The following is a 23571-nucleotide window of genomic DNA, read 5'->3' as shown; positions in this document are numbered from 1 at the left end:
TATATAATGGCCTCAGATTGACGAGGAAGTATTTTATGACCGAACATCAAAATGTAGATAGTGCAGAAATTGCAAAGTTTGAAGCCATTGCCGAAAGGTGGTGGGACCGCGAAGGTGAATTTAAACCCCTTCATGAGATTAATCCGTTACGATTAGATTTTATCTGTAATAAGACACAAGGGCTATTTGATAAGGAAGTACTTGATGTTGGCTGTGGTGGCGGAATTTTAACAGAAAGTATGGCCCGTATGGGTGCTAAAGCGACCGGCATTGATATGGGGCAAGAGCCATTAACAGTGGCAAAGTTACATAGCTTAGAAACTGGAGTGAATGTTGATTACATTAAAGTACCTGCAGAAGAGTACGCACAACAACACCCTGCTCGCTTTGACGTAATTACCTGTATGGAAATGCTTGAGCATGTCCCTGATCCATCCTCAATTATCCATGCTGTGGCAGCACTGGCAAAACCGGGGGCTGACATATTTTTTTCAACTTTGAATAAAACCCCTAAAGCGTATTTATTCGCTATTGTCGGTGCAGAAAAGCTTTTAAAAATGGTGCCTGAAGGTACTCATGATCACAAAAAGTTTATCAAACCCGCCCAATTAATTGCTTGGGCTGAACAAGCGGGCTTAAAAGTACGTGCTAGTACGGGTTTAAATTACAATCCACTGTCAAAGCAATACACATTAAATAGTGATGTAAGCGTTAATTATATTCTACATTTTGAGAAACTTGCCTAATGGTAAGTTTCAATAAAACAGAGCAAACAATTGAATATGATGCATTTATTTTTGATTTAGACGGTACCCTACTTGATACAGCGGATGATTTAGGTGCTGCGCTTAATAGTGTTCTCAAAGCACATTTAATGCCCTTGGTCACTGCAGACATATACCGCCCTGCCGCCTCCAATGGTGCAGTAGCACTTTTAGAAGTCGGTTTTGGTCAGTTATGGCAATCACGGCAAGACCAAAGTGAGCTGCGTCAGCAATTACTTGATGCCTACAGTGCTAATATTGCAGCTCATAGTCAGTGCTTCACCGGCGTCGCGCAATTGTTATTAGCCCTTGATCAACAAAAGATAAAATGGGGGATCATGACAAATAAGCCAGAGTTTCTTACTAAGCCATTAGTTGCCCAAATACCTGAACTCAAAGATACTCACGCTTTAGTCAGTGGTGATACCCTCAATATTGCAAAGCCCTCCCCTTTACCTTTGTTACATACAGCTGAGCTTTTAGATGTCGAACCTAAGCGCTGTTTATATATCGGCGATGCACAACGTGATATAGAAGCTGCAAAAGCCGCCAATATGCACAGCGCGACCGCACTGTGGGGTTATGTACCAAGTGAAGCCGAGGCATTAAGTTGGAATGCAGATTTTAACTGGCAAAGCCCAATTGATGGATTTAACCACATATAGTGCATTTACAGTTTAAAAACACTATATGTTGTGATTAGTTTAAAATTAGCTCAAACTGTGTTGATAAAAAAAGCAGCCAAAATTTATTTTTAAAATGACTAAATTTAATAGATCTTGAGTTGCTTTTTATAAATTTCACCTTAATCAAATGGTCAAAGGTTAATGGCTACTAACACAAGCATGTTATCCCAAACTTATCCACAAAGGGTCTCCTTTCTGTCCCTTGCAAATGATCGCAGACCACACTATCTTGTGATCTAGAATTTGAAGAGCACCAGATATTGTGGCTAAATGTTATTCAATTAAATTCGCTTTTAACGTTATAACTAGAATAATAATTTTCTAAGACTATATTTCCCAAGGAATACAGGCAAAACTATGAACCAACAGCTATCTGTAAGCAAACGTGACGGCCGTAAAGAGTCACTTGATCTTGATAAAATTCATCGCGTTATTGAGTGGGCCGCCGAAGGTTTAAATAACGTTTCAGTTTCGCAAGTAGAGTTAAAGTCACATATTCAGTTTTATGATGGTATTCGCACTGAAGACATCCATGAAACGATTATCAAGGCTGCTGCTGATCAAATCTCTAAAGACAGCCCAGATTATCAATACTTAGCGGCTCGTTTAGCTGTATTCCACCTACGTAAAAAAGCATATGGCCAATTTGAGCCACCACGTTTATATGATCACATTACTAAGTTAGTAGAAGACAAGCGTTATGATGCGCATCTACTGGTTGATTACACAGAACAAGAAATTGACGAGCTAGATAACTACCTTGATCATAGCCGAGATTTAAACTTCAGCTACGCAGCTGTAAAGCAGCTAGAAGGTAAGTATTTAGTACAAAACCGTGTGACGGGTGAAATTTACGAAAGTGCACAGTTTTTATATATTCTTGTTGCTGCAAGTTTGTTCTCGGATTACCCAAAAGAAACGCGTTTAGATTACATCAAGCGTTTTTATGATGCGGTATCAATGTTTAAAATTTCATTACCAACGCCAATTATGGCGGGGGTACGTACACCAACACGTCAATTTAGTTCATGTGTTCTAATTGAATGTGGTGACAGCCTTGATTCTATCAATGCCACTTCATCTGCCATTGTAAAATATGTATCGCAACGCGCAGGTATTGGTATTAATGCTGGTCGAATCCGTGCTTTAGGTAGTCCTATTCGCAATGGTGAAGCTTACCACACCGGTTGTATCCCATTTTATAAGCACTTTCAAACAGCGGTTAAAAGCTGTTCGCAAGGTGGTGTCCGTGGTGGTGCAGCAACGTTATTCTACCCATTATGGCATTTAGAAGTTGAAAACTTATTAGTACTTAAAAATAACCGTGGTGTTGATGATAACCGTGTTCGTCACTTAGACTACGGCGTACAATTTAATAAATTAATGTATGCGCGTCTGATCAAAGATGATTACATTACTTTATTCAGCCCATCTGATGTGCCGGGTCTATACGATGCATTCTTTGAAGATCAAGATGAATTCGATCGTTTATATGTTCAATATGAGCAAGACGAGTCAATTCGCAAAAAGCGTATTAAAGCAATTGAGCTGTTTTCAATGTTTGCCCAAGAGCGTGCCAGCACCGGCCGTATTTATTTACAAAACGTTGATCACTGTAATACGCACAGCCCATTTATTTCTAAGGTTGCACCGATTCGTCAATCTAACTTATGTTTAGAAATTGCATTACCAACTAAACCACTGAGCAATGTAAATGATGAAGAAGGTGAAATTGCCTTATGTACGCTTTCTGCCTTTAACTTAGGCGCAATTGAGTCACTTGACGAATTAGAAGAGCTTGCAGAGCTTGCGGTACGTGCACTAGACAATTTACTTGATTTCCAAGACTACCCAGTGCCTGCAGCTAAAAATGCGACTATGGGTCGTCGTACACTGGGTATAGGTGTTATCAACTACGCATACTACTTAGCTAAAAATGGTAAGCGTTACTCAGATGGCAGTGCCAATTCACTTACCCACAAAACATTTGAAGCAATTCAATATTACCTTATGAAAGCATCAAACGAGCTTGCAAAAGAGCGTGGGGCATGTCCTAAGTTTAATGAAACAACGTATTCACAAGGTATAATGCCCACTGATACGTATAAAAAAGACTTAGATAAGATCTGTGACGAGCCACTGCATTTAGATTGGGATGCATTACGTGCGAGCATTAAAGAACACGGTATGCGTAATTCAACATTGTCAGCGCTTATGCCGTCAGAAACATCATCACAAATCTCAAACGCAACCAATGGTATTGAGCCACCACGTGGTCATATCAGTGTTAAAGCAAGTAAAGATGGTATTTTAAAACAAGTTGTACCTGAGTATGACCGCTTAAAAGAAAATTATGAGTTATTGTGGGATATTCCTTCAAACCAAGGGTATTTGCAACTTGTGGGGATTATGCAAAAGTTTGTTGATCAAACTATCTCAGCAAATACAAATTATGATCCAAATAAGTTTGAAGGTGGTAAAGTACCTATGAAGGTATTACTGCAAGACTTACTTGCTGCTTATAAGCTTGGCGTAAAAACCTTGTATTACCACAACACCCGCGACGGTGCATCAGATTCACAAGATGAGCTTGCTCCGCAAGTAGAAGATGACGATTGCGCAGGCGGTGCGTGTAAAATATAAAAATATTTAAATAAAATCACAGCGGGCTTTATGCCCGCTTTGCCCTGTTAGTTTTTTGAGTGAACCTATGTCTTATACTACTTTTAGCCGAAACCATAATAACCAATTACAAGAACCGATGTTTTTCGGCCAGACAGTTAACGTATCTCGTTATGATCAACAAAAGTACCCTATTTTTGAAAAATTAATCGAGAAGCAGTTATCTTTCTTTTGGCGCCCTGAAGAAGTAGATGTAAGTAAAGATCGATTAGACTTTCAAGCACTGCCAGATCACGAAAAACATATATTTTTAAGTAACTTAAAATACCAAACGTTACTTGATAGTGTTCAAGGGCGCTCTCCAAATGTTGCCTTACTACCCATTGTATCAATCCCAGAGCTTGAAACCTGGATTGAAACATGGGCGTTCAGTGAAACAATTCATAGTCGTTCATACACGCATATTATTCGTAACGTGACACAATCACCTGAGCTCATTTTTGATGATATTGTCAGTAACGATAAAATTAGTGAGCGCGCTGATGCGGTGACAAAATATTATGACGAACTGATCAATAAAGTGGCTATCTACAACCTTTACGGTGAAGGTAAACATGAATTAAATGGTGAAACCGTGCATATCAGCTTATTTGAGCTGAAGAAGCTGTTATACCTCGCCATGATGTCAGTTAATATTCTAGAAGCAATTCGTTTTTACGTTAGTTTTGCTTGTTCATTTGCCTTTGCAGAGCGTGAATTAATGGAAGGTAATGCCAAAATCATCAAACTCATAGCCCGTGATGAAGCATTGCATTTATCTGGCACTCAGCATATTTTAAATATTATGCAAGATGGTAAAGACGACCCTGAAATGGCTATTGTCGCTGCACAATGTAAAGATGAAGCTATAAAGATGTTTGTTGATGCCGCAGAGCAAGAAAAAGAGTGGGCTGAGTACCTATTCAAAGATGGCTCAATGATTGGTCTTAACAAAGATATTCTTTGCCAATATGTCGAATACATCACTAATGCACGTATGAGTGCTGTAGGTCTACCAACGCAATTTGCTAATAACAGTAACCCAATCCCATGGATAAACTCTTGGTTGGTTTCTGATAACGTTCAAGTAGCACCACAAGAAGCCGAGATCAGCTCTTACTTGGTTGGTCAAATAGATTCACAAGTTGATGCATCTGACTTTGGTGATTTTGATCTGTAATGCCTGATAGTAAAACTGTAAGGGTTGACCTTACAGATAGCAGCCAGAATGTACGCTTTGACTCTGGCTGCCCTTCTCTTTTAGACTGCCTCGAACACAATAAACTAACGGTTTCATACCAATGTCGTGAAGGGTATTGCGGCGCCTGTAGAGTCAAGTTAACGAAAGGCAGCATCATCTATAATCAAGAACCTCTCGCGTTTGTCCGTGAAGGTGAAGTATTGCTTTGTTGTTGTAAACCCGACGGCGATATCGCTATCACTTTAGAATAAAGCACTCGCTAGCATACAAATACACCTATTAGATAAGACAAACCAGGCAGTCTATTTGAAGTTAATTACAAGGGGCATTGCCACTTTACTAGCACCCCTTGAATTAATCCTCTATATTTTAGCCCCCTAAATAAACCATTAACTTTTTTTACAATTAAGACCTAAGCGCTATTAAAACCCTTCAGATATTACCTATTGCAAGATATAGAAACCTACAATACTTACGCTTCAATTTAATTTTAGCTTAATAAATTTAGGCCTTTGTTTTCTTGCTGATGAATTGTAACAGGCCAACCTGGGAACTGGTTACTTGCCGTATTATCAGCTACATCAACTAAAAACCGATATGCTTCCATTGTGTAGGTGAGCTTTTTAGAGTCAAAGGTAATAAAACCAAAACCACTGCCTTTCTCATGTGCCTTTACATATCGGTTAGTAGATTTCCCTACTTCAGGATTACCTACCGCATAGACATAAATTTTATTACCAAAGGTATCATGATACTCGCCTGTTTCAGCAAGCCCATGTGCTGGGCGATTTTGATAAGGCATCTTCATAGAGTCAGGTTTCCACCACCTTGGCCAACCGGCAGAAATAGCTGGCGTACAAAAAGCCCAGTTGCTATCTCTTTGCTGATTTACCCCATATTGTGATAAGGAGCCTAAGTGGGTATCACCACAAATATGTAACGCCATAGAATCACGCATTGCGTCAATTGCACGGTTACGTGCAGATGCAGGCCAACCACTTGAGTCGAAATCATATTTTAAGAAACGATCAGGTAAGGGCTGATGAGTAGAAATAGCAGCAAATACGGTTTGGCTTAATACCGCTTTTAATTTATGTCCACGCCAGTCATTACCCCACTTCACAAGAAAGTTCTCTTGGGGGTTTCCTAACAGGTCTAAGCCAAGGGGGTTAAATATTGGATTATAATAAAGCGGATCTTCGTCTTGTCCTGTTTCTCCTACCGCAACATCAATACGTTCTGGAGCACTTTTCCACTGCCTATCGGCAAGTATGGCAAAACCAACACCGCCGTATAACATCGTTCCGTAGTACGAGCTAATACCATTGGTTGGTGTTGGATCATGAGGATCTGGGTGATGGTTTAGAGTCGTTCTATGTACCATATTAACCACGCGTGCAGAATCAATGTAGCCACCTAAAACACTCGCTGTAGGGTCTTTCGAAATGTTTTCCATCCTTGCACCACCCTCACCCCACAAATTACCTTGGAGTACATCATGATCATCGGGCAAACAAATTGTCGGCTGATTACGCATGACCTCTTTGAAAGCCCAACCAAACTGATAGAATTTTCGTAAATAATTTAAAATTGCTAAATTATCTGGAGTACGAATTACACCAAACCCGCCATGACTTTCATAAATTTGGTCACCAGAAAAGAACACCAAATCGGGGTTTAGTTTTTCGACATTTTGAGCAACTGGCTGGTACGGAAAACCATAATCATTTTGACATGTCAGCGCAGCCATTCGTAATTTTTCACTCGCTGGGTTCGCTTTTATAACTCCTGAATATATATCTGGGGTTTGAGTACCGTCAGTGTGTTTTTCACGATATACAACCCGAAAAGGCGTATCGCGTGTTTCATCCCAATTGGCAATACGAAAAGTTGCCAACCAGCCGTCATGATCAATGGATTGCGAATCGATAGCAACCCATTGATTATCACGTTGTACTTGCAGCTCTAATTGTTGATTATCCTGCTCACCTATTGGCCCTGTGTATGCACTCAATTTCATCACAAAGCCTTCATCACTCAATGTATCGCTTAACGAATACATGGTCCAAAGTATCGGACCAAACGCCTGTTCATCTTTTACTGAAAAAGCTTCACCTTGCATGGTCCATTGGCTAAATTTATAACGTGCACCTAATTTGTCTTCAGGTGCATTTTCATAAGTAACAGAGGGTATTGAGAAATTACTCACTAGCGCCACATTACCTAATAGCTCTGATGCAGGTGCCAAATGCGTAACCGTGCCGATTAGTTTTTCGGACGATGTTAAACGAGCCGTTAGCTCTAACGCCATAGCACCTGATTGAGGAGTGCCAGTCAGCGTTAGAGTAACTGCTTGATTTTCAATCGTAGTCGTTAAAGGTGTTGTGTTATTACCTAACACTAAATCGTTATTTTTAATACCGAGGTCGTATCCCTGTTGAACAAAACAGTTACTACGGTATTCATTGAGTTCACTTTTAGCGCCAAGACGAATACCAGCACCACCATCATTACTGTTTTGCTCTAAACGAGCAACTTCCACTGACATGGAAAAAGGTTTAGCAATATTCGTTATTTGGTGTGTTAAAGAATGAACACTGCGATTACCCCCTCGAGTTATACATTCAGCAGCACCATTAACAACGCGCCAATCCTCCATTGGATTAGCCCAATATTGTTTGCCTAGCCAGACTCTGTTGTAGGTTTTATGCCAATTATCATGGTGCGACTGGGTCCCGCTAGTTATAACTGATGCAGTAGTACCTAAATGACTCTTACAACCAGAAACTCCTGTAGCAACAACTCCTGCGGCTAGCATTTTGAGGACTGAACGACGAGATATATTTTTATTCATAATTTTCATCTCACTTATTGGATATTGTTAACAGTAAACAAACAATATATGTTTTTGGTGAAAATATCAGCATTTGTTTTCATAAAAACGTTAAGAAATTATAAAAACGTCATTCAAACCTGAGGTTACATGTTTTATAGGCCCCTACTTCATGCGCACTAACACACGGTTAGACATTGTTTTAATTCCTTATATTTAACGAGTTTGCCATTTATCGAAGTGACACGATAAAACAATTAACTAATCACATTTAGCACCCAGCTTCATGCTTTGGACTATTATTGCGCTAATTAATGGTTGCTATTTAATAACAAAAAAATATAATCTAAGAAAATTGTTAACAATTAACATTGAATTAAATTCATTATGTCATTTCTAACTAACTATAAAATAAAGACACGAATTTTAGCGCTAGTGCTCATTCCATTGCTAATTACAGGATTGATGTCAGTTGAAAAAGTACGATCCTCTTTGGCGCAGCAGCAAGCGATAAGTAAACTTGATGCAATACTCGATTACGCTCATGTCACTTATCCACTAATTTCAAGCTTATTAGAAGAAGGGTTTTACACAAGATTGTATCTTGATGCAGTCTCAGGAGCACAAAAAGCGCAGCAACAGATGCTCACTTATCGACAAAACGCGCTAACAAATGCTAATCAGTTTAAACAATTCATTACTGAGAACCAGCATACAATTAAGCAATTTCCGACCCTGAATAACCAAGTAGAAATAATAAAAAAGCAATTAAGGGATCTGCAAATAGTCAGACAGGTAGCTGATGAAAAAAATCACCTAAGTAAAGCATACACAGCGCAATTTGGCCGAGAAGTTCACACAATGTATGAGATTAACGATCTGATCCGCAAATTATTAATGACGTTGAGCGAAATTGTAGTCATCGCCAGTAGTGAACAACAATTAGGAAAAATGTCGAATGCTTACTATTATTTAGTTGCCAGTAGTGTCGAACGCTCATTTCACGATAGCTTTATAAATACGGCAAGCAACACACAGTTGGATGTATACATATACGGTGAAATATTCAGAAGTGCCACTGCTATTCAGACCTATAACAACCTATTTTATAATTTCGCCACTGTAGATGCACAATCTGCGTTTACCCAAATGAAACAAAATGCGGACTACCTAAAATCTGAAGAAGTTGCGCTACAAGCCCGCACAAATATATATCAAACAGTCAACAAACCGCTAAATATAGAAGGTACTCATTGGCCAGAGGTTGTTAAAAATGTGTCAGACATACAGCAGCGTACTATTGAAATTGTACTTAAAGAGCTGATCGACACTAAAAATAATTTAATAGACCAAGCAAAAAATCAGCTATACAGCAATGTTTTAACCCTCGTGCTGCAAGTTGTATTTCTGGCTTTATTTTCGTGGTTTATTATTCGCAGCATTACCCAACCATTATCTGAAATCGTAGGGAATGTGTGTGAGTTGGCACGTACAAAAAATTTAACCTTTAGATTTAACCAAAATGGACAAGATGAATTAACTGAGCTCACTAACGCATTTAACTTATTATTATCCAGCTTTCATGGCACTTTAACTAAAATAACTGAAGAGTCGCAACAAATATCACACAGCTCAGACACTATCCACCACGCAATAAAAGACAGTACGTCGTTGAGCAATAATCAACAATTAGCAACGCACAGTATTTCCGTGGCAATTAATCAAATGACAGCAACCATCAGTGAAGTATCGTCAATGACTAATCGAACTCATCATGCGATAGAACAAGCTCATACACTCTCAACTAATAATTTAGAGAACTCCAATATCAGCCAAACCATGATGCAGCAACTAAGCGAAGAACTCAGTGTAACCACTGAGGTAGTTACAAAGTTAGATGAGCAAGCTCAACTGATTAGTAATATTTTAAATGTGATTGAAGGAATTGCAGAGCAAACGAATTTACTTGCACTTAATGCCGCGATTGAAGCTGCTCGCGCAGGAACAACAGGCAGAGGATTTGCAGTTGTTGCCGACGAAGTAAGAAACCTTGCTAGTCGTACACAACAATCAACTAAACAGATTCAAGGGCAAATAAATACTCTACAAACAGGTGCGACAACAGCCACCCAAAGCATGGCGCAGTTACAAGAAAAATCGAATCAAGCAATTGATAATGTAATTAATAACACACAGGCTTTTACACAATTAAAAGAACAACTTGATCAAGTAATAGATATGGCGCTGCAAATAGCTACAGCCACAGAAGAACAAACATCGGTATCTAATGCCATTAATAAGCAAATAACCTTGATCAATAATGACGCTCAATCTGTGGCAAGTACTACCCAAAGTAGTCAACAAACGGTCGATAACTTAACTGGCATTGTTGAAAACTTAGAAAGCTATATTAATGAATTCACTTTGGTGAAACCCTCTACCAACAAATTGTAAGGAGTATTTTCTATGAACAATACACTATTTAAACTCAGTGCTATCTCAATTGCACTCACCATCACAGCTTGCAGTAATCAACCTACCAGCACACAGGTTCATTCCAAGATAGTGTTCGACGATGTTTCTGTTGAAACTGGATTAAAAACTGATGAAAATTGGAAGTATGGGGGCCCGACTATTTCTGATTTAAATAATGATGGTCATTATGACTTATTATTGACGAATCATGATTCAACTCCCATACGCTTATTTATGGCTAATGGTGATAATACATACACGTTACAACCCGATATTTATCCTCGTGTTGACCTACATGGTATGGCCAGTGGTGATTACGATAACGATGGTGACAATGACATTTTAATTGCGCTAGGTGGCGGCAATGGTCAAACGCCACAGCCTCAACGACTGTTGCGTAATGATAATGGAAAGTTCACGGATGTGACTGTCGAGTCAGGATTATCAGAAATGGGCGCACGAGGCCGCTCTGTGCGCTGGGTCGATTTAGATAACGATGGTGACCTTGATTTTATGCAAGTTAATGCGGCCAAGCAAGTAAACGAAGATACACCACGGAATATACTTTTTGAAAATCAAGGTAATGGACAATTTATATACCACCCTTCTGAAGAATTTGAAAACTTACACGCTGAGCGGGTGTTATTAAGCGATTATAATAACGACGGCATTCTAGATATACTTGGCTTTAACGGCCATAGTGAGTTAAGTATTTACAAAGGCAATAACGACTTCACTTTTACCAATGTAACTGAAGATGTATTAGCCGATAACTCAAAAGACTACTTTGGTACGCTTGCAATGGCACAAGCCGATATTGATAACGATGGTGATATGGATTATTACCTTGCTCGTGGCAAATTACACTATGCCATTGCTAATAATAGTATTTCGTTTAATGAACGTAAAAAACGTCTCGATATTCGTGATGAAGGTAATAAGAGCCACGATGGCATCACTCTCGTTGCTGAAGGTGATATCATCCTCAGTGATTTTTATCATTTCCCACGTGCAAAATTACTCGATCATATGCCTGTTTACCTAGGTAAAAACAAAGAGCTGATCGAAACACCTGATAATAATATTCAGATCACAAAACAACGTGCCCAAGGATTTCCTGTAAAGACTGATAAAACAGGTTGGTATATTGGTTATATTGGTAATGGGCAGTGGCGCGTTGAGTGGATGCTTGCAGATAATCTTGCTTGGGATGTGCGTGCATCATTTAAAAATATTTCAGCTTATAAAAGTGACTGGAAACCACAAAACTTAGCGATACCAGATGCTTTATTACGAAATGATAACGGTAAACTCGTTGATGTGTCAGATCAACTACCAGCTCTTACCAACGCAAACAATTGGGGCGTAGTACCTGGGGATTTTAACAATGATACATACGTTGATTTTATGGTTTATCGTTTTGGTGAATTAAAGGAGCGTATTGAAGATGTACTGCTATTAAATAACGGTGATTTTACCTTTAAAACACAACTGACTCATAATGCGTCGACTGAGTTAGGGCAAGACTCTCATGGTGATATGGGAGCTGCATTTGATTATAACCAAGATGGTAAACTCGATTTACTTAGCGGTGATGATGACAACGGAAAATGGCATTTATATCAGAATAATACCGATTTAAGCCATGCACACCACTTGCTTGTTCGAGTTGGCTATTCTGAATCGGGTGTAGACCCACTCGGTGCAAAAATTGAGGTTCAATCTGCATCTACAAAGCAATATCAAATTGTGGGTTCGCACAGTGCCACTCACTCTCAAAGCCAACTTAATATTGCACACTTTGGTTTAGCTAACGCGAATAAGGTTAATTCAGTCGTCGTTACTTGGCGAGATGGTAGTAAAAAAATAGTGAACGATATTAATGCTGATAAGCTAATTAAAATAGGTAAGTTTTAAACTTCTTACTGTATAAAAATATAATAGTTAGAAAAACCTGTGACTTAATTCAGTCTCAGGTTTTTTATTGTCATGTTACATCAAACCAATGATCTCTACATACCAAGACCGCACGAAAGCTTTAACTTTGTCATCTTAACCTATAGAAAACTAGAGAGTCGTGACTGGCAATGATTCAGGGCAAGATCACTTAAAAAGACGATTGCCGAATTAAGCGTGAAGTTGCTCCACCTGTATTTACGAAGCTGACACAACACATAGCATTTAATCAGCTAAAAGCAGAGGCTAGCTTTGATAAATGCATACATGCAAAACAGAAAAAAGCTATGCGCAGTACAACCTACCTTGAAAAGGTATTGAACAACTCATAGACTTTTTTCATGCTCTTGCCCTAGCTTTAGTGCTGGCTTATTAAAGTATATTTAAACTAGAACTTATTATGCCCATAGAATATATAATTAAATAAAATTCGGTGGTATTGGTGAGTCATTTCGGCGAGTTACATACACAATGCAATCACCATCAGTTTGATTACTAAATGCCCTGCTATGTTCAATAGGTACCGAGAATGTATCACCTTCGTTGAGCTTTAATACCTCTTCACCCAAGTCGATTGTTAAGCACCCTTGGTGAACAAAAATAACCTCTTCTTCAAAACGAATGTGTTGCGCTATCTCGGCATTCGGCTGAAGTTTTAAAGCGGATATATTAAACCCATGTGGCCAGTTTAGTTGCGTTTGAATGAGCGTATCAGCATTTAAATTACCAACGAGTGGGGCTTCATAAACACCTTTAAACTGGCTCAGGTAAGAGTGCTGTTGCCAATTGAAGTTCGTTGCTCTAACAACTGTTTCAGCAAGCTCTTCATTGGTAATCACTCTGTGTTGCGCTATTTGTTCTTTACTCGTCACCGCCATGGGTTTAACCCCATCTGGAATTTCTTCATTTAGCGTGGTATCAACTAAACTACCATTTTCTAATAGTATTAAGCCAAACTCTTTTGCCATATCAAATACTTGTGGGGCCCATAACACTCGACCCGGATCATCACTACCCAGTACTGCATATAAGTAACCAATATCATCGCCTACGTTTTCAAAGCCTCTAAAAATATCCAGTGGGATTGAAATGATATCGCCTGCATTTAAAATTACTTTGGCATCTTTACCCTCTACACCGGTATAAAATGCCCACGTACCAGTGTGGACAACAAAAATCTCTTCGGTTAAGTGGCTATGCTGTGAATTTAAACATCCTGCAGGCTGGCGTGCACCACCAATATTAAAACCATGAGGGATCGAAATATGGACATGCTGATTCGGGTTCTCGGCAACGCCTGGACCAATAATAGTAAAATTTTCTTTTTGATCGCTACCTGGCGAACGTGTATCTATAAAAGCATTTTTGCACGGAATTAAATCATTGTATCGTACTAAGCGCTCTGCAAATAAACTCATTACTATCTCCTTAATTAATTATTGAGCGGTCCAGCCGCCATCAATTTTTATACTTGTACCCGTGATCATTGCCGACAGTTCACTAAGCAAAAATACACAGGCATTAGCAACATCATCTGTTTGAGCGATTTTTTTCATTGGGATCATCTCATAAACAAATTTATTAAAAGCAGGGTCTGCTAACATAGGTTTGGTCATTGGGGTTTCTACAAATGTTGGAGCTACTGTATTAACTCTTACATTTTGTGTTGCTAATTCAACAGCAAGCGCTTTTGTTAGTCCTTCCACCGCATGCTTGCTCATGCAATACAAACTGCGATTGGCCGAGCCCACAAAGCCCATTTGCGATGACATATTAACCACAGTTCCAGCACCTGAGGCTATTAAGGCTGGCAATGCCGCTTGGCTAATTTTGTAAACACTACGAATATTCATCGCAATTACATCATCAATATTCTGATCTGTTTGCTCAAGTATGGGAGCAACACGATTAATGCCTGCATTGTTAAGCAATCCATCAAGTTTAGAAAGCTCACGTAATCGTGCAAAAAATGCATCGCTATTTATATCAAGTGGCCAAATTTCTATTTGTGCAGGCGCGTATTGTTTTAGCTGTTCTAAATCTTGTTTTGTTCTAGCCACCGCAATCACGTTTGCGCCAGCAGCAACGCACTTTTGTACGCATGATTTGCCAATGCCTTTACCCGCTCCTGTAACTAAAATGGTTTTACCAAGTAACAGAGTTTTATCAAATCCCATTCTTTCACCTAAATTCTATATTGCATTCGAAGTCATTATTAATTAGAGTGCAGTTAGATGCAAGACATTATTTAACCAATGCGTCTCACCAAATGTGTATATAAAAACGATTCACAAAGGATATTAGCAATGATAAAGCACTTAAAAAAGGGTCAACCATCTGACTCAAAAGAAAAACAAAATCAATCAGTAAGAGATATTGTAGAGAATATTTTGGCACGTGTTGAATCCGAGGGTGATGCAGCAATTCGCGAGTATTCAGAACAATTTGACAAGTGGACTCCGAAGTCTTTCAAACTTTCAACTGAAGAAATCAAAGCGTGTTATGCACAACTTGATGAGCAGTTAATCGAAGATATTAAATGGGCACAAACCCAAGTTAGAAACTTTGCGCAAATTCAGCGTGACTCTATGAAAGATGTTGAAGTCGAAACTTTACCCGGTGTTACACTAGGTCATAAACATATCGCCATGGATAGCGTCGGTTGTTATGTACCTGGTGGTAAGTACCCATTATTAGCTTCTGCCCATATGAGTGTGCTTACCGCCAAAGTAGCGGGTGTTAAACGTGTTATCGCAATGGCCCCGCCTTTTAATGGTAAACCATCACCTGAAATTGTGGTTGCTATGGATATGGCAGGTGCAGATGAAATATACTGCTTAGGCGGCGTGCAAGCCGTTGCTGCCATGGCAATTGGTACACAAACTATTGCCCCTGTAGATATGATTGTCGGTCCAGGTAATGCCTTTGTAGCAGAGGCTAAGCGCCAGTTATTTGGTCGTGTAGGTATTGACTTATTTGCAGGCCCTACTGAAACACTGGTTATTGCGGATGACAGCGTTGATGGTGAGCTATGTGCTGCCGATTTACTAGGGCAAGCAGAGCACGGTCCTACTTCTCCCGCTATTTTACTGACTAATTCTGAGCAATTAGCTAAAGATACAATGGCCGAAGTACAGAGACAGCTGACTATTTTACCTACTGCCGATATAGCAGGCGTAGCATGGCAAGATCATGGTGAAGTCATTGTGTGCGACACTTATGAAGAAATGATTGAAGTAGCAAACGACTTGGCTTTTGAACACGTGCAAGTAATGACTAGCAACACTGGTTACTTTAAAGATAACATGCAAAACTTTGGCGCCTTATTTCTAGGCCCACAAACGAATGTCTCCTATGGTGATAAATGTATTGGTACCAACCATACACTACCCACAGGTAAAGCAGCGCGTTATACTGGCGGACTATGGGTAGGAAAATTCATAAAAACATGTACTTTCCAACAAGTAACTGAAGAAGCCTCAGTAGTAGTTGGTGAGTATTGTTCACGTTTATGTGCTGCAGAAGGGTTCGCTGGTCACAAAGAACAAGCAGACATACGAGTAAGACGATATAGGAAATAAATCATTGTCAAAGCAAAAAAAAGTCACCTCATACGATGTAGCCCGCGAAGCGGGTGTTTCACAATCGGCGGTATCGCGTGTATTTAGACCCGGATTTAGTGTGTCTAAAAAAACCCGTGACAAGGTAATCGCTACGGCCAATGAAATGGGCTATCGCCCTAATGCCATTGCCCGTATGTTGATCACCAAACAATCTGGTATGGTTGCGGTGATATTATCATCGCAGGCTAACCTAAATTACCCTGAGGTACTCTCTGAGCTTAATAAAGAGCTAGCACTTAATAATAAACGAGTGCTGCTTTTTACACTAGATAATGCCGACGAGCTAGACGAATTACTTGAAAACATTTGGACATTTCAGGTTGATGGCGTAATTGCTCTAGCCGCCCATTTTGATAGTAAAAGCTTAGATTTATTTGCTAAACACAGTACGCCTATTGTGCTTTATAACCGCAATGTGCCTGAGTCGAATGCAAACACGGTTTGCTGCAATCATGACAAAGGCATTAAGCAGTTAATAGACTTATTACACCAAGCTAATCATAAATCGTATTTAATAATTGCCGGCCCTACTGATTCTGACGTGGCAAACGAACGCAGAGAAATTGCCGAAAATTATTTACACACTCTTGGGGTAGAATACACCCCAGTTATTTATGGTGATTATGGGTATAAATCAGCACGTGAAGCACTAAATGAATGGTTAAAAAAACACCCCAAGCCCGATGCCATAATATGCAGCAACGATGCAATGGCCATTGGCGTAATTGATGAACTAAAAGAAAACTTCCATATAAATGTCCCCGACGATATATCGGTAGTAGGGTTTGATGGTATAAGCGCTTCATCGTGGTACAACTATCAAATAACCACAATACAACAACCTATGAAACAGCTAACCAAAGCCGCTGTAGACATACTCATGGAGCGTATTGAAAACCCTCAAGCGGCGGCAGAAGCGCGAGTTTTTACTGGTTCATTAATTGAGGGGAACTCTATTAAAACACGTTAAATTAAGGAATTTTTGTGGCCAAAAATCCTGTTTATATTTTACCTGGTACATTGTGTAACCAGCGTATGTTTGCAGCGCAAATAGTTGCGCTGAAAAATGCGGGTTACACGCCCCATGTTATTCCATTTACCCAGCAAACAAGCATTGCGGAAATGGCAGAGCTTACTAAAACCATAGCCCTTGAACCCGCGCCTTTTATTGGTTTTTCAATGGGCGGTATTGTTGCGCTTGCTCTTTTAAAATCAAACCCTGAACTGATACAATCGCTGTGTTTAATATCTAGCAACCACCTAGCGGATAAGCCAGAACGCTCTGCGATTAGACTCAAGCAAATAGCACAAGCAAACAGTACCAATATTGAAGATGTATTAAAAAACGACTTTTTACCACATTATTTCCACCAGCCAAATGAGCAACACTCTCAAATAGCCTTAACTATGGCAAACGAACTTGGCGTTAACGCTTTTAGTGCGCAGCTGCAAGCACTTGCCACCCGTGAAGATACCTTAAACGTTATTGCGCAAACCGCTAAAAAGTTGCTGTTCATTGGTGGTGAACATGACGTTTTATGTCCAACTAACATTCAGCAAACCATGCATAACGCCTGCGCTAATAGCGATCTTATTTTATTAGGTAATTGCGGGCACTTTATCCCTCTTGAGCGAAGCAACACATTAAACGTAATACTTTTAGATTGGTTGGAGTCTTTATCATGAATTTAAAACAAAAATTAAACGCCAAACAGTTACTGCTTGGCACATTTATAAAGAGCACGCATTATCATAATACTGAGGTACTCGCGCATACCAACCTAGATGTACTGTGCCTTGATGCCGAGCATGCTCCCTTTGATAAAGGCGATTTAGACAGCTGTATTATGGCAGCACGCACTAAAAACATGCCCACACTAATACGGGTTAGTAATACCGATCACGCCACATTATTAAGCAGTTTAGATATGGGCGCAGAGGGTCTTGTACTACCGCACATAAAAACGCCAGCGCAAGCCAAAGCGATTATTAAACACTGCTTTTATGGAAACAATGGTCGAGGTTATGCTGGCTCTAGCCGTTTTGCAGGTTATACCACCCATGCTTTAACCGAGAACTTAGCAGCTAATAAGTCATCAACCTGCATTATTGCTCAAATAGAAGATGCCGATGCACTGGAGCATATTGAGCAGCTATGCCAAATAGACGAAATTGATTGCATTTTTATAGGCCGAATGGATTTAACTATTTCTCTTGGCGAAACCAACCCAAGTGCACCGAGTGTTTTAGAAGCCGTAACAAAAATAGCCAATGCGGCAGCCAAGTATAATAAATGTTGTGGCATGTTTGTCGGTAACTTGAGTGAACTAAGTCATTGGCAATCACTCGGGGTAAGCTTTTATTTATTAGGCTCTGATCATAGCTTTTTATTAAGCGGCGCTAAGCAATTACGTAACCAATTTGATACCGAGATGAGCACGACAAAATAATGAGTATTCATAATAGCAACAAAGCGCTAATACAAGGTTTTACAGAGGCACTGTATAACTTTGATCAGCAAGCCTTACAGGCACAAATCAATCGCGTCTTTGCCGATGACGCGCTCATTCAACTATGTTATCCGTTTGAAACCTTCGCAAACCCAAACGCACTTTTAGAGCAAGCCTACACCCCCCTTGCCAACGCATTTATAGGTCTTGAGCGCCGTGACACCATTGTTATGGCAGGTAGCTCCATTAACAACTCTGAATGGGTTGGTTGTTGCGGCTATTATACCGGCTCATTTGAAAAGCCATGGCTTGATATCCCCCCGACAGGGCACCAAGTGAGCATGCGTTTTCATGAATTTTATCGCATAAAAAATAACAAAGTAGTTGAAGTACAAGCTATTTGGGATATTCCTGAAGTAATGATGCAAGCCAATGTGTGGCCGCTCTCTGCTAGCTTAGGAAAAGAGTGGCATGTACCAGGCCCAGCCACTCAAGATGGGTTAATCACAAGCCCATATAATACAGAGCAAGCAGCACAAAGTTTAAAACTTGTCGGCGATATGTGTGAGCATCTGGGGTTTTATGCAACAGGTGGTATAGCAGCTATGAAGCTAGAACAGTTTTGGCACCCACACTGTAGCTGGTATGGGCCAAGTACGATAGGAACCGCACGGGGTATAAAAGGCTTTAGAAACTGGCACCAAATTCCATTTTTAAACGCCCTGCCCAACCGTGTTGGCGATGCTAGCAAAGGTTATTTATTTGCCGATGCAAACTATGTCGGGTTTACCGCATGGCCAGGTATGAGCATGACCATAAGCCACGATGGATGGTTAGGTATTGCGCCTGCAAATCAAAACATTACTATGCGTAGCTTAGATTTTTGGCGTACTGAAAACAATCTCATCCGCGAAAACTGGGTATTAATAGATATGCTCGACGTTTATCATCAAATAGGTGTAGACGTACTCGCACGTATGAAAGAGCTTAGCAAAGCGCGCTACTTAAACTTTGCTCCCTAACGGCCCTTAAAATGTAAAAAGCTCTGTAATAACAGAGCTTTTTTATAAATTAACCCTACTATGCTCCTGGGTTTGCAATACTTTGCATGCGTTTTAAAATATCTAACCCTTGCTGTTTTAGCCAATAAGGGATATCAATAATCACCCAGTTCTCCACTAGTTTATCGCCTTCACGATGGTAAACATCAACTACGCGCATATCAGCTGGGGTATTCGCACCGGGTAAGCCTAAAAACCCCCCAATCGCAGTATTAGTTAAATTCGGCCAACCAAAAAAGCAGGCGAATTCATCTTCGGCAAAACGGCAAATATGGCCATTAAACACTTTACCCGTTAACCCTTCTCTAAACGGGTACATGTGTTGTTGTTGGTATCGCTCAATAGTATATGTAGCACCTATGCCGGCAGGACCATACCACACCATGTTTTTATCCCACGTTTTTGCAAGTACTTCAGGCGGACATGTATCAATACCACTTTTGTTAAGCGTTGTAAGGTTATCAATCATCTGATTCACTAGCGCCATGGTTTTTTCACTTTGCTCATCATTGCTTTTACCTAAGCGTATGCCATCGTGAGTACGCGGGCCTGGGTAAGTAAAGTATTGCCCAGTAGAGAGCGGTAGCGGATTTAAATCAACTTGCAGCATTAAGCCAATAATATCGACAAAAAAACCTGTTTCAACAATTTGCCCATCTTTAACGCAGTTAAACTCAGCGTAGCGAATAGTCACCAGCTTATGAGAAGGGGCAATGCCTAGCCAATCGTTATCGAATAAGCCCATAAAGTGACCCATACTCATAACCCACTCGCCGCCATCCGCTTCACTTTGCCCTGCAATAAAAATATCTTCACGGCGTTGCAGTGCACTAAACGATCGAAATAACGGCTGCCAAACTTGTGCAATGACAGCATTAATATTATTCAGCTCATTAAACGGGTGTACCCCTTTAAAGCGGTAATCATCCACCATGTATTTATTAAATACTAAATTTAAATCAGTACCTTGCGTTTTTTCTAATGCAGCATGGAATTGACGAACCAGCTGCTTATTATTGATTGTTTCTGCCATGATGTTTCCTTGTTGTTTTCGCAGTCAAATTTAAACTCTCAAGCCGCACATAAATATGCATTAGCAAAATGTATTCTATTTAAAGAGTAATTAAAAGCCTGTGAATAATAAGTTATAAATTGGTTTAAAATAATACTAATGACAATTGACTTCGAAGTCAAAGTGATTCATGATGATTCAAAATAAAAAATACAAATAGGCTCTTAAGCCCGTAAAACCTAATCTAACAGGATTAATTATGAATGATTTTGGATTATTGAATTGGAGCATTCTCATCGGGTACATTATTGCTAATCTCATACTTGGATTTGTAATAAGTAAAAAGGTGAGTAGTGCTAATGACTTTTATATTGGCAGAAAAACTACACCATGGTGGGCCATCGGCATATCGGTAGTGGCTACCTATGTAAGTGCCCTTACCTTTTTAGGCGCACCTGCGTGGTCATACAAAGAAGGCCTTTCTGTTATTGCTATTCACTTAAACTACCCACTGGTTATTGTGGCTGTGGTGTGTTTGTTTTTCCCGTTTTTTTATAATGCCGGTGTCGCGTCTATTTACGAGTACCAAGAACGGCGATTTGGAAAAAAAGCACGTATTTTAATCTCCACAATTTGGCTTATTTCGCAAACAATGGGCTCAGCCGCCGTGCTTTATGCCACATCCTTAGTACTGGCATTTATTGTTGATATAAACGTTATTACAGCAATATTTTTAGTCACTATTATCGCTCTTATTTACACCATGCTAGGTGGCATAACCGCGGTTATTTGGACTGATGTAATTCAGTCGGGCATTTTGTTTATTGGCGCTGGTATTATTATGTATGCGCTAATTACCTCTATGGACGGTTCATTTAGTTCAACACTGGCAGAGTTAAAAACACAAGGTAAGTTAGACCCACTCAACTTCTCGTTCGACTTTACACAAGTGACCACCGTATGGTCCGGTGTGCTAGCCATGTCGCTGTACCATATTACTGTGTATGGCACTAACCAAATGATGGTACAACGCACGCTTGCAGCTAAAAATATTGGTGATGCCAAAAAGTCATACCTACTTATGGGCTTCATTGCATTTTTTATCTACCTCTTTTTTATAGTTATGGGTGTGTTGTTCTATAGCTATTACGGTGGACGCACATTTGAAAACGACAATTTAATTATCCTACAGTTTGCAGCCGATTATGGCCTACCAGGATTAATGGGGATTATAGCCGCAGCAGTCATGGCAGCTTCTATGTCGAGCCTTGATTCAGCACTTAATTCGCTTTCGACCATTAGCACCATCGACTTTTATAAAAAGTACTTTGCGCCAGATAAAAATGATGTCCATTACTTAAACGTTACTCGTTTATTTACCTTAGGGTGGGCTGTGATCATTATTGTGCCTGCAATTATGTACCACCTTTATAGCGAAGGCTCAATTTTAGAAATACTCACCAAAGTTGGCTCTTACTTTGTTGGTGCTCAACTGGGAATGTTTGCTCTAGGTTTTTTCTCTAAACACACCACCGAAAAAGGATTGCTAATAGGTACTTTGATATCGTTTGTAACCGTTGCTGTATGTGCCCTTTATACCGATATTGCGTGGCCTTGGTACTGTGCAATAGGCGCCATTACCTGTGTGCTATTTAGTATTGCATTAAGCATTGCATTTGATGGCTTTCAAAATGATTACAACGAATACACGATTAAAGGCCAACTAAAAGCATTTAAAGAACAAAATCGCCCAGAAAAAGAAAATGGCTGGTACTTAGTGCCTGGTAAGTTCGACTCAATCAACTACTGGTTACTTGGCTTTTTTGTACTGAGTTTTGTCTCCCTCATGTTATTTGAATATTTTGTGTAAGGTGAAATAAATGAATATTTTAGAACAACTTTTTGAAAACTTTAGCGCTGCAGAATTACCAAATCAAGCATTACTCGCAGACTCCGTTAAATGGCAGGTAAGCCACCCTTTTGAGCCTATTAGCACAAAAGAAAATGTCATTAATAACTACTTTGCAGTACTTAAAAACGCATTACCGGATATAGAGCGTAAACCATTTATCTCTATTCAAGGCGACTATAAAAGCGAGCAATGGATCTGTGCCACCGGTTACTTTACCGGCACATTTTCCCAGCCATTATTGGGGATCCCTGCCAGCGGTAAAAGTGTCTTTATTCGATACAGCGAAATGGCGCAAATAGAAAACAATCAAATTGTTAATGTTTATACTTTTTTAGACTTCATTGATGTAATGAACCAAGTAGGCGTAAATCCACTGCGCCCAAGCTTAGGCTATTCAGGCTTAGTAATGCCCCCCACTACACTTGATGGCGTCCCATTGACTGCAAAAAGCGAGGAGCTTAGCCAAACTAACGAGCAACTCGTAGTTGATATGCTCACAGAGCTTGGCCGCTACGATGGCGAAGATTTATACAGCATTAATTTAGAAAAATACTGGCACCCAAATTTTATTTGGTACGGTCCTGCAGGCATAGGCACAACCCGTGGTATTAGCGGTTTTAGAGAGCATCACCAAGGGCCATTTTTAAAAGGGTTTCCTGATCGCGGCATTAATAAAACCCTGTGTTTAGTGAGTCACGATAACTTTGTAGCCACCGGTGGCTGGCCACATATGTACGGAACTCACACCGGCGCAGACTGGTTAGGTTTACCGCCTTCAGGCAATAAGCTGTTCCCGCGAGTTATGGATTTTTGGCGCTGCGAAAACGGTATTTTAAAAGAAAACTGGGTCGCTATTGATATCCCTCACTTATTAGATGGTATGGGCATTGATATTTTTGAGCAAATGCAACGCAAAATAGCTGCAGCTAAATAAGAG

18 protein-coding genes are annotated in these 23571 nt (G+C 39.9%); 14 read left to right on the top strand and 4 right to left on the bottom strand.

Features of this window, described 5'->3' with window-relative positions; all coding sequences use genetic code 11:
* The first annotated feature begins 35 nt into the window (after positions 1–35).
* The 5 genes from ubiG (at position 36) to yfaE (ending at position 5563) form a co-directional block, all read left to right on the top strand.
* Positions 36–746 (top strand): bifunctional 2-polyprenyl-6-hydroxyphenol methylase/3-demethylubiquinol 3-O-methyltransferase UbiG, encoded by a 711-nt coding sequence (ubiG, locus tag QMA12_RS03510; RefSeq protein ID WP_087532206.1) that lies wholly within the window; start codon positions 36–38, stop codon positions 744–746.
* Positions 746–1429 (top strand): HAD-IA family hydrolase, encoded by a 684-nt coding sequence (locus QMA12_RS03505; RefSeq protein ID WP_087532207.1) that lies wholly within the window; start codon positions 746–748, stop codon positions 1427–1429. Before ubiG ends, QMA12_RS03505 begins: the two co-directional genes overlap by 1 nt.
* Positions 1430–1807: 378 nt before the next feature.
* Positions 1808–4093: a class 1a ribonucleoside-diphosphate reductase subunit alpha gene (nrdA, locus tag QMA12_RS03500; protein WP_290208486.1), complete on the top strand. Its 2286-nt coding sequence runs from the start codon at positions 1808–1810 to the stop codon at positions 4091–4093.
* A gap of 67 nt (positions 4094–4160) precedes the next feature.
* Positions 4161–5291 carry a class Ia ribonucleoside-diphosphate reductase subunit beta gene (nrdB, locus tag QMA12_RS03495; RefSeq protein ID WP_290208487.1) on the top strand — a complete coding sequence of 377 codons (1131 nt, stop codon included), beginning with the start codon at positions 4161–4163 and terminating at the stop codon, positions 5289–5291.
* Entirely contained in the window at positions 5291–5563 is a 273-nt protein-coding gene (yfaE, locus tag QMA12_RS03490) for a class I ribonucleotide reductase maintenance protein YfaE (protein ID WP_087532213.1), read from the top strand. The genes nrdB and yfaE overlap by 1 nt, the downstream gene beginning before the upstream one ends.
* 239 nt (positions 5564–5802) lie before the next feature.
* Here the strand turns inward: yfaE and QMA12_RS03485 are convergent, their stop codons facing one another.
* Positions 5803–8166 (bottom strand): alkaline phosphatase D family protein, encoded by a 2364-nt coding sequence (locus QMA12_RS03485; RefSeq protein ID WP_290208488.1) that lies wholly within the window; start codon positions 8164–8166, stop codon positions 5803–5805.
* A 444-nt stretch (positions 8167–8610) separates the two neighbouring features.
* On the opposite strand from QMA12_RS03485, the gene QMA12_RS03480 reads away from it, so the two are divergent.
* Positions 8611–10599, top strand: a complete 1989-nt coding sequence (locus QMA12_RS03480) for a methyl-accepting chemotaxis protein (RefSeq protein WP_290295244.1) — start codon at positions 8611–8613, stop codon at positions 10597–10599.
* 12 nt (positions 10600–10611) lie between these two features.
* Positions 10612–12537 carry a CRTAC1 family protein gene (locus tag QMA12_RS03475; protein ID WP_087532217.1) on the top strand — a complete coding sequence of 642 codons (1926 nt, stop codon included), beginning with the start codon at positions 10612–10614 and terminating at the stop codon, positions 12535–12537.
* Between the two features lie 458 nt (positions 12538–12995).
* On the opposite strand, the gene QMA12_RS03470 is transcribed toward QMA12_RS03475, so the two are convergent.
* Together QMA12_RS03470 and QMA12_RS03465 are read right to left on the bottom strand one after the other, a co-directional pair.
* Positions 12996–13994, bottom strand: a complete 999-nt coding sequence (locus tag QMA12_RS03470; RefSeq protein ID WP_290208490.1) for a cupin domain-containing protein — start codon at positions 13992–13994, stop codon at positions 12996–12998.
* 18 nt (positions 13995–14012) lie between these two features.
* Positions 14013–14753: an SDR family oxidoreductase gene (locus QMA12_RS03465; protein ID WP_087532221.1), complete on the bottom strand. Its 741-nt coding sequence runs from the start codon at positions 14751–14753 to the stop codon at positions 14013–14015.
* A gap of 129 nt (positions 14754–14882) precedes the next feature.
* Between QMA12_RS03465 and hisD the strand changes: the two genes are divergently transcribed.
* Genes hisD through QMA12_RS03440 form a run of 5 tightly spaced genes read left to right on the top strand, consistent with a single transcriptional unit; the run spans position 14883 to position 19671 of the window.
* Positions 14883–16157, top strand: a complete 1275-nt coding sequence (gene hisD, locus QMA12_RS03460; RefSeq protein ID WP_290208492.1) for a histidinol dehydrogenase — start codon at positions 14883–14885, stop codon at positions 16155–16157.
* 4 nt (positions 16158–16161) lie between these two features.
* Positions 16162–17169, top strand: coding sequence for a LacI family DNA-binding transcriptional regulator (locus tag QMA12_RS03455; protein WP_290208493.1), 1008 nt, complete (start codon positions 16162–16164; stop codon positions 17167–17169).
* A gap of 14 nt (positions 17170–17183) precedes the next feature.
* Entirely contained in the window at positions 17184–17885 is a 702-nt protein-coding gene (locus QMA12_RS03450; RefSeq protein ID WP_087532228.1) for an alpha/beta hydrolase, read from the top strand.
* Positions 17882–18649: an aldolase/citrate lyase family protein gene (locus tag QMA12_RS03445; RefSeq protein WP_290208494.1), complete on the top strand. Its 768-nt coding sequence runs from the start codon at positions 17882–17884 to the stop codon at positions 18647–18649. Before QMA12_RS03450 ends, QMA12_RS03445 begins: the two co-directional genes overlap by 4 nt.
* Positions 18649–19671 (top strand): ester cyclase, encoded by a 1023-nt coding sequence (locus QMA12_RS03440; RefSeq protein WP_290208495.1) that lies wholly within the window; start codon positions 18649–18651, stop codon positions 19669–19671. The genes QMA12_RS03445 and QMA12_RS03440 overlap by 1 nt, the downstream gene beginning before the upstream one ends.
* 58 nt (positions 19672–19729) lie before the next feature.
* Here the strand turns inward: QMA12_RS03440 and QMA12_RS03435 are convergent, their stop codons facing one another.
* Entirely contained in the window at positions 19730–20743 is a 1014-nt protein-coding gene (locus tag QMA12_RS03435) for an ester cyclase (protein ID WP_087532232.1), read from the bottom strand.
* 238 nt (positions 20744–20981) lie between these two features.
* Between QMA12_RS03435 and QMA12_RS03430 the strand changes: the two genes are divergently transcribed.
* Entirely contained in the window at positions 20982–22592 is a 1611-nt protein-coding gene (locus QMA12_RS03430) for a sodium/solute symporter (protein WP_087532233.1), read from the top strand.
* A 10-nt stretch (positions 22593–22602) separates the two neighbouring features.
* Positions 22603–23568, top strand: coding sequence for an ester cyclase (locus QMA12_RS03425; RefSeq protein ID WP_290208496.1), 966 nt, complete (start codon positions 22603–22605; stop codon positions 23566–23568).
* The last annotated feature ends 3 nt before the right edge of the window (positions 23569–23571 follow it).

Origin of the sequence: Pseudoalteromonas sp. APC 3893, assembly GCF_030408095.1 — a bacterium.
Lineage (GTDB): Bacteria > Pseudomonadota > Gammaproteobacteria > Enterobacterales > Alteromonadaceae > Pseudoalteromonas.
This window is presented reverse-complemented; position numbering and strand designations above follow the sequence as displayed.

Bases quoted from the DNA above. Each gene is read 5' to 3' on its own strand.
- ubiG (WP_087532206.1), top strand. From the start codon at position 36: ATGACCGAACATCAAAATGTAGATAGTGCAGAAATTGCAAAGTTTGAA.
- QMA12_RS03505 (WP_087532207.1), top strand. From the start codon at position 746: ATGGTAAGTTTCAATAAAACAGAGCAAACAATTGAATATGATGCATTT.
- nrdA (WP_290208486.1), top strand. From the start codon at position 1,808: ATGAACCAACAGCTATCTGTAAGCAAACGTGACGGCCGTAAAGAGTCA.
- nrdB (WP_290208487.1), top strand. From the start codon at position 4,161: ATGTCTTATACTACTTTTAGCCGAAACCATAATAACCAATTACAAGAA.
- yfaE (WP_087532213.1), top strand. From the start codon at position 5,291: ATGCCTGATAGTAAAACTGTAAGGGTTGACCTTACAGATAGCAGCCAG.
- QMA12_RS03485 (WP_290208488.1), bottom strand. From the start codon at position 8,166: ATGAATAAAAATATATCTCGTCGTTCAGTCCTCAAAATGCTAGCCGCA.
- QMA12_RS03480 (WP_290295244.1), top strand. From the start codon at position 8,611: ATGTCAGTTGAAAAAGTACGATCCTCTTTGGCGCAGCAGCAAGCGATA.
- QMA12_RS03475 (WP_087532217.1), top strand. From the start codon at position 10,612: ATGAACAATACACTATTTAAACTCAGTGCTATCTCAATTGCACTCACC.
- QMA12_RS03470 (WP_290208490.1), bottom strand. From the start codon at position 13,994: ATGAGTTTATTTGCAGAGCGCTTAGTACGATACAATGATTTAATTCCG.
- QMA12_RS03465 (WP_087532221.1), bottom strand. From the start codon at position 14,753: ATGGGATTTGATAAAACTCTGTTACTTGGTAAAACCATTTTAGTTACA.
- hisD (WP_290208492.1), top strand. From the start codon at position 14,883: ATGATAAAGCACTTAAAAAAGGGTCAACCATCTGACTCAAAAGAAAAA.
- QMA12_RS03445 (WP_290208494.1), top strand. From the start codon at position 17,882: ATGAATTTAAAACAAAAATTAAACGCCAAACAGTTACTGCTTGGCACA.
- QMA12_RS03440 (WP_290208495.1), top strand. From the start codon at position 18,649: ATGAGTATTCATAATAGCAACAAAGCGCTAATACAAGGTTTTACAGAG.
- QMA12_RS03435 (WP_087532232.1), bottom strand. From the start codon at position 20,743: ATGGCAGAAACAATCAATAATAAGCAGCTGGTTCGTCAATTCCATGCT.
- QMA12_RS03430 (WP_087532233.1), top strand. From the start codon at position 20,982: ATGAATGATTTTGGATTATTGAATTGGAGCATTCTCATCGGGTACATT.
- QMA12_RS03425 (WP_290208496.1), top strand. From the start codon at position 22,603: ATGAATATTTTAGAACAACTTTTTGAAAACTTTAGCGCTGCAGAATTA.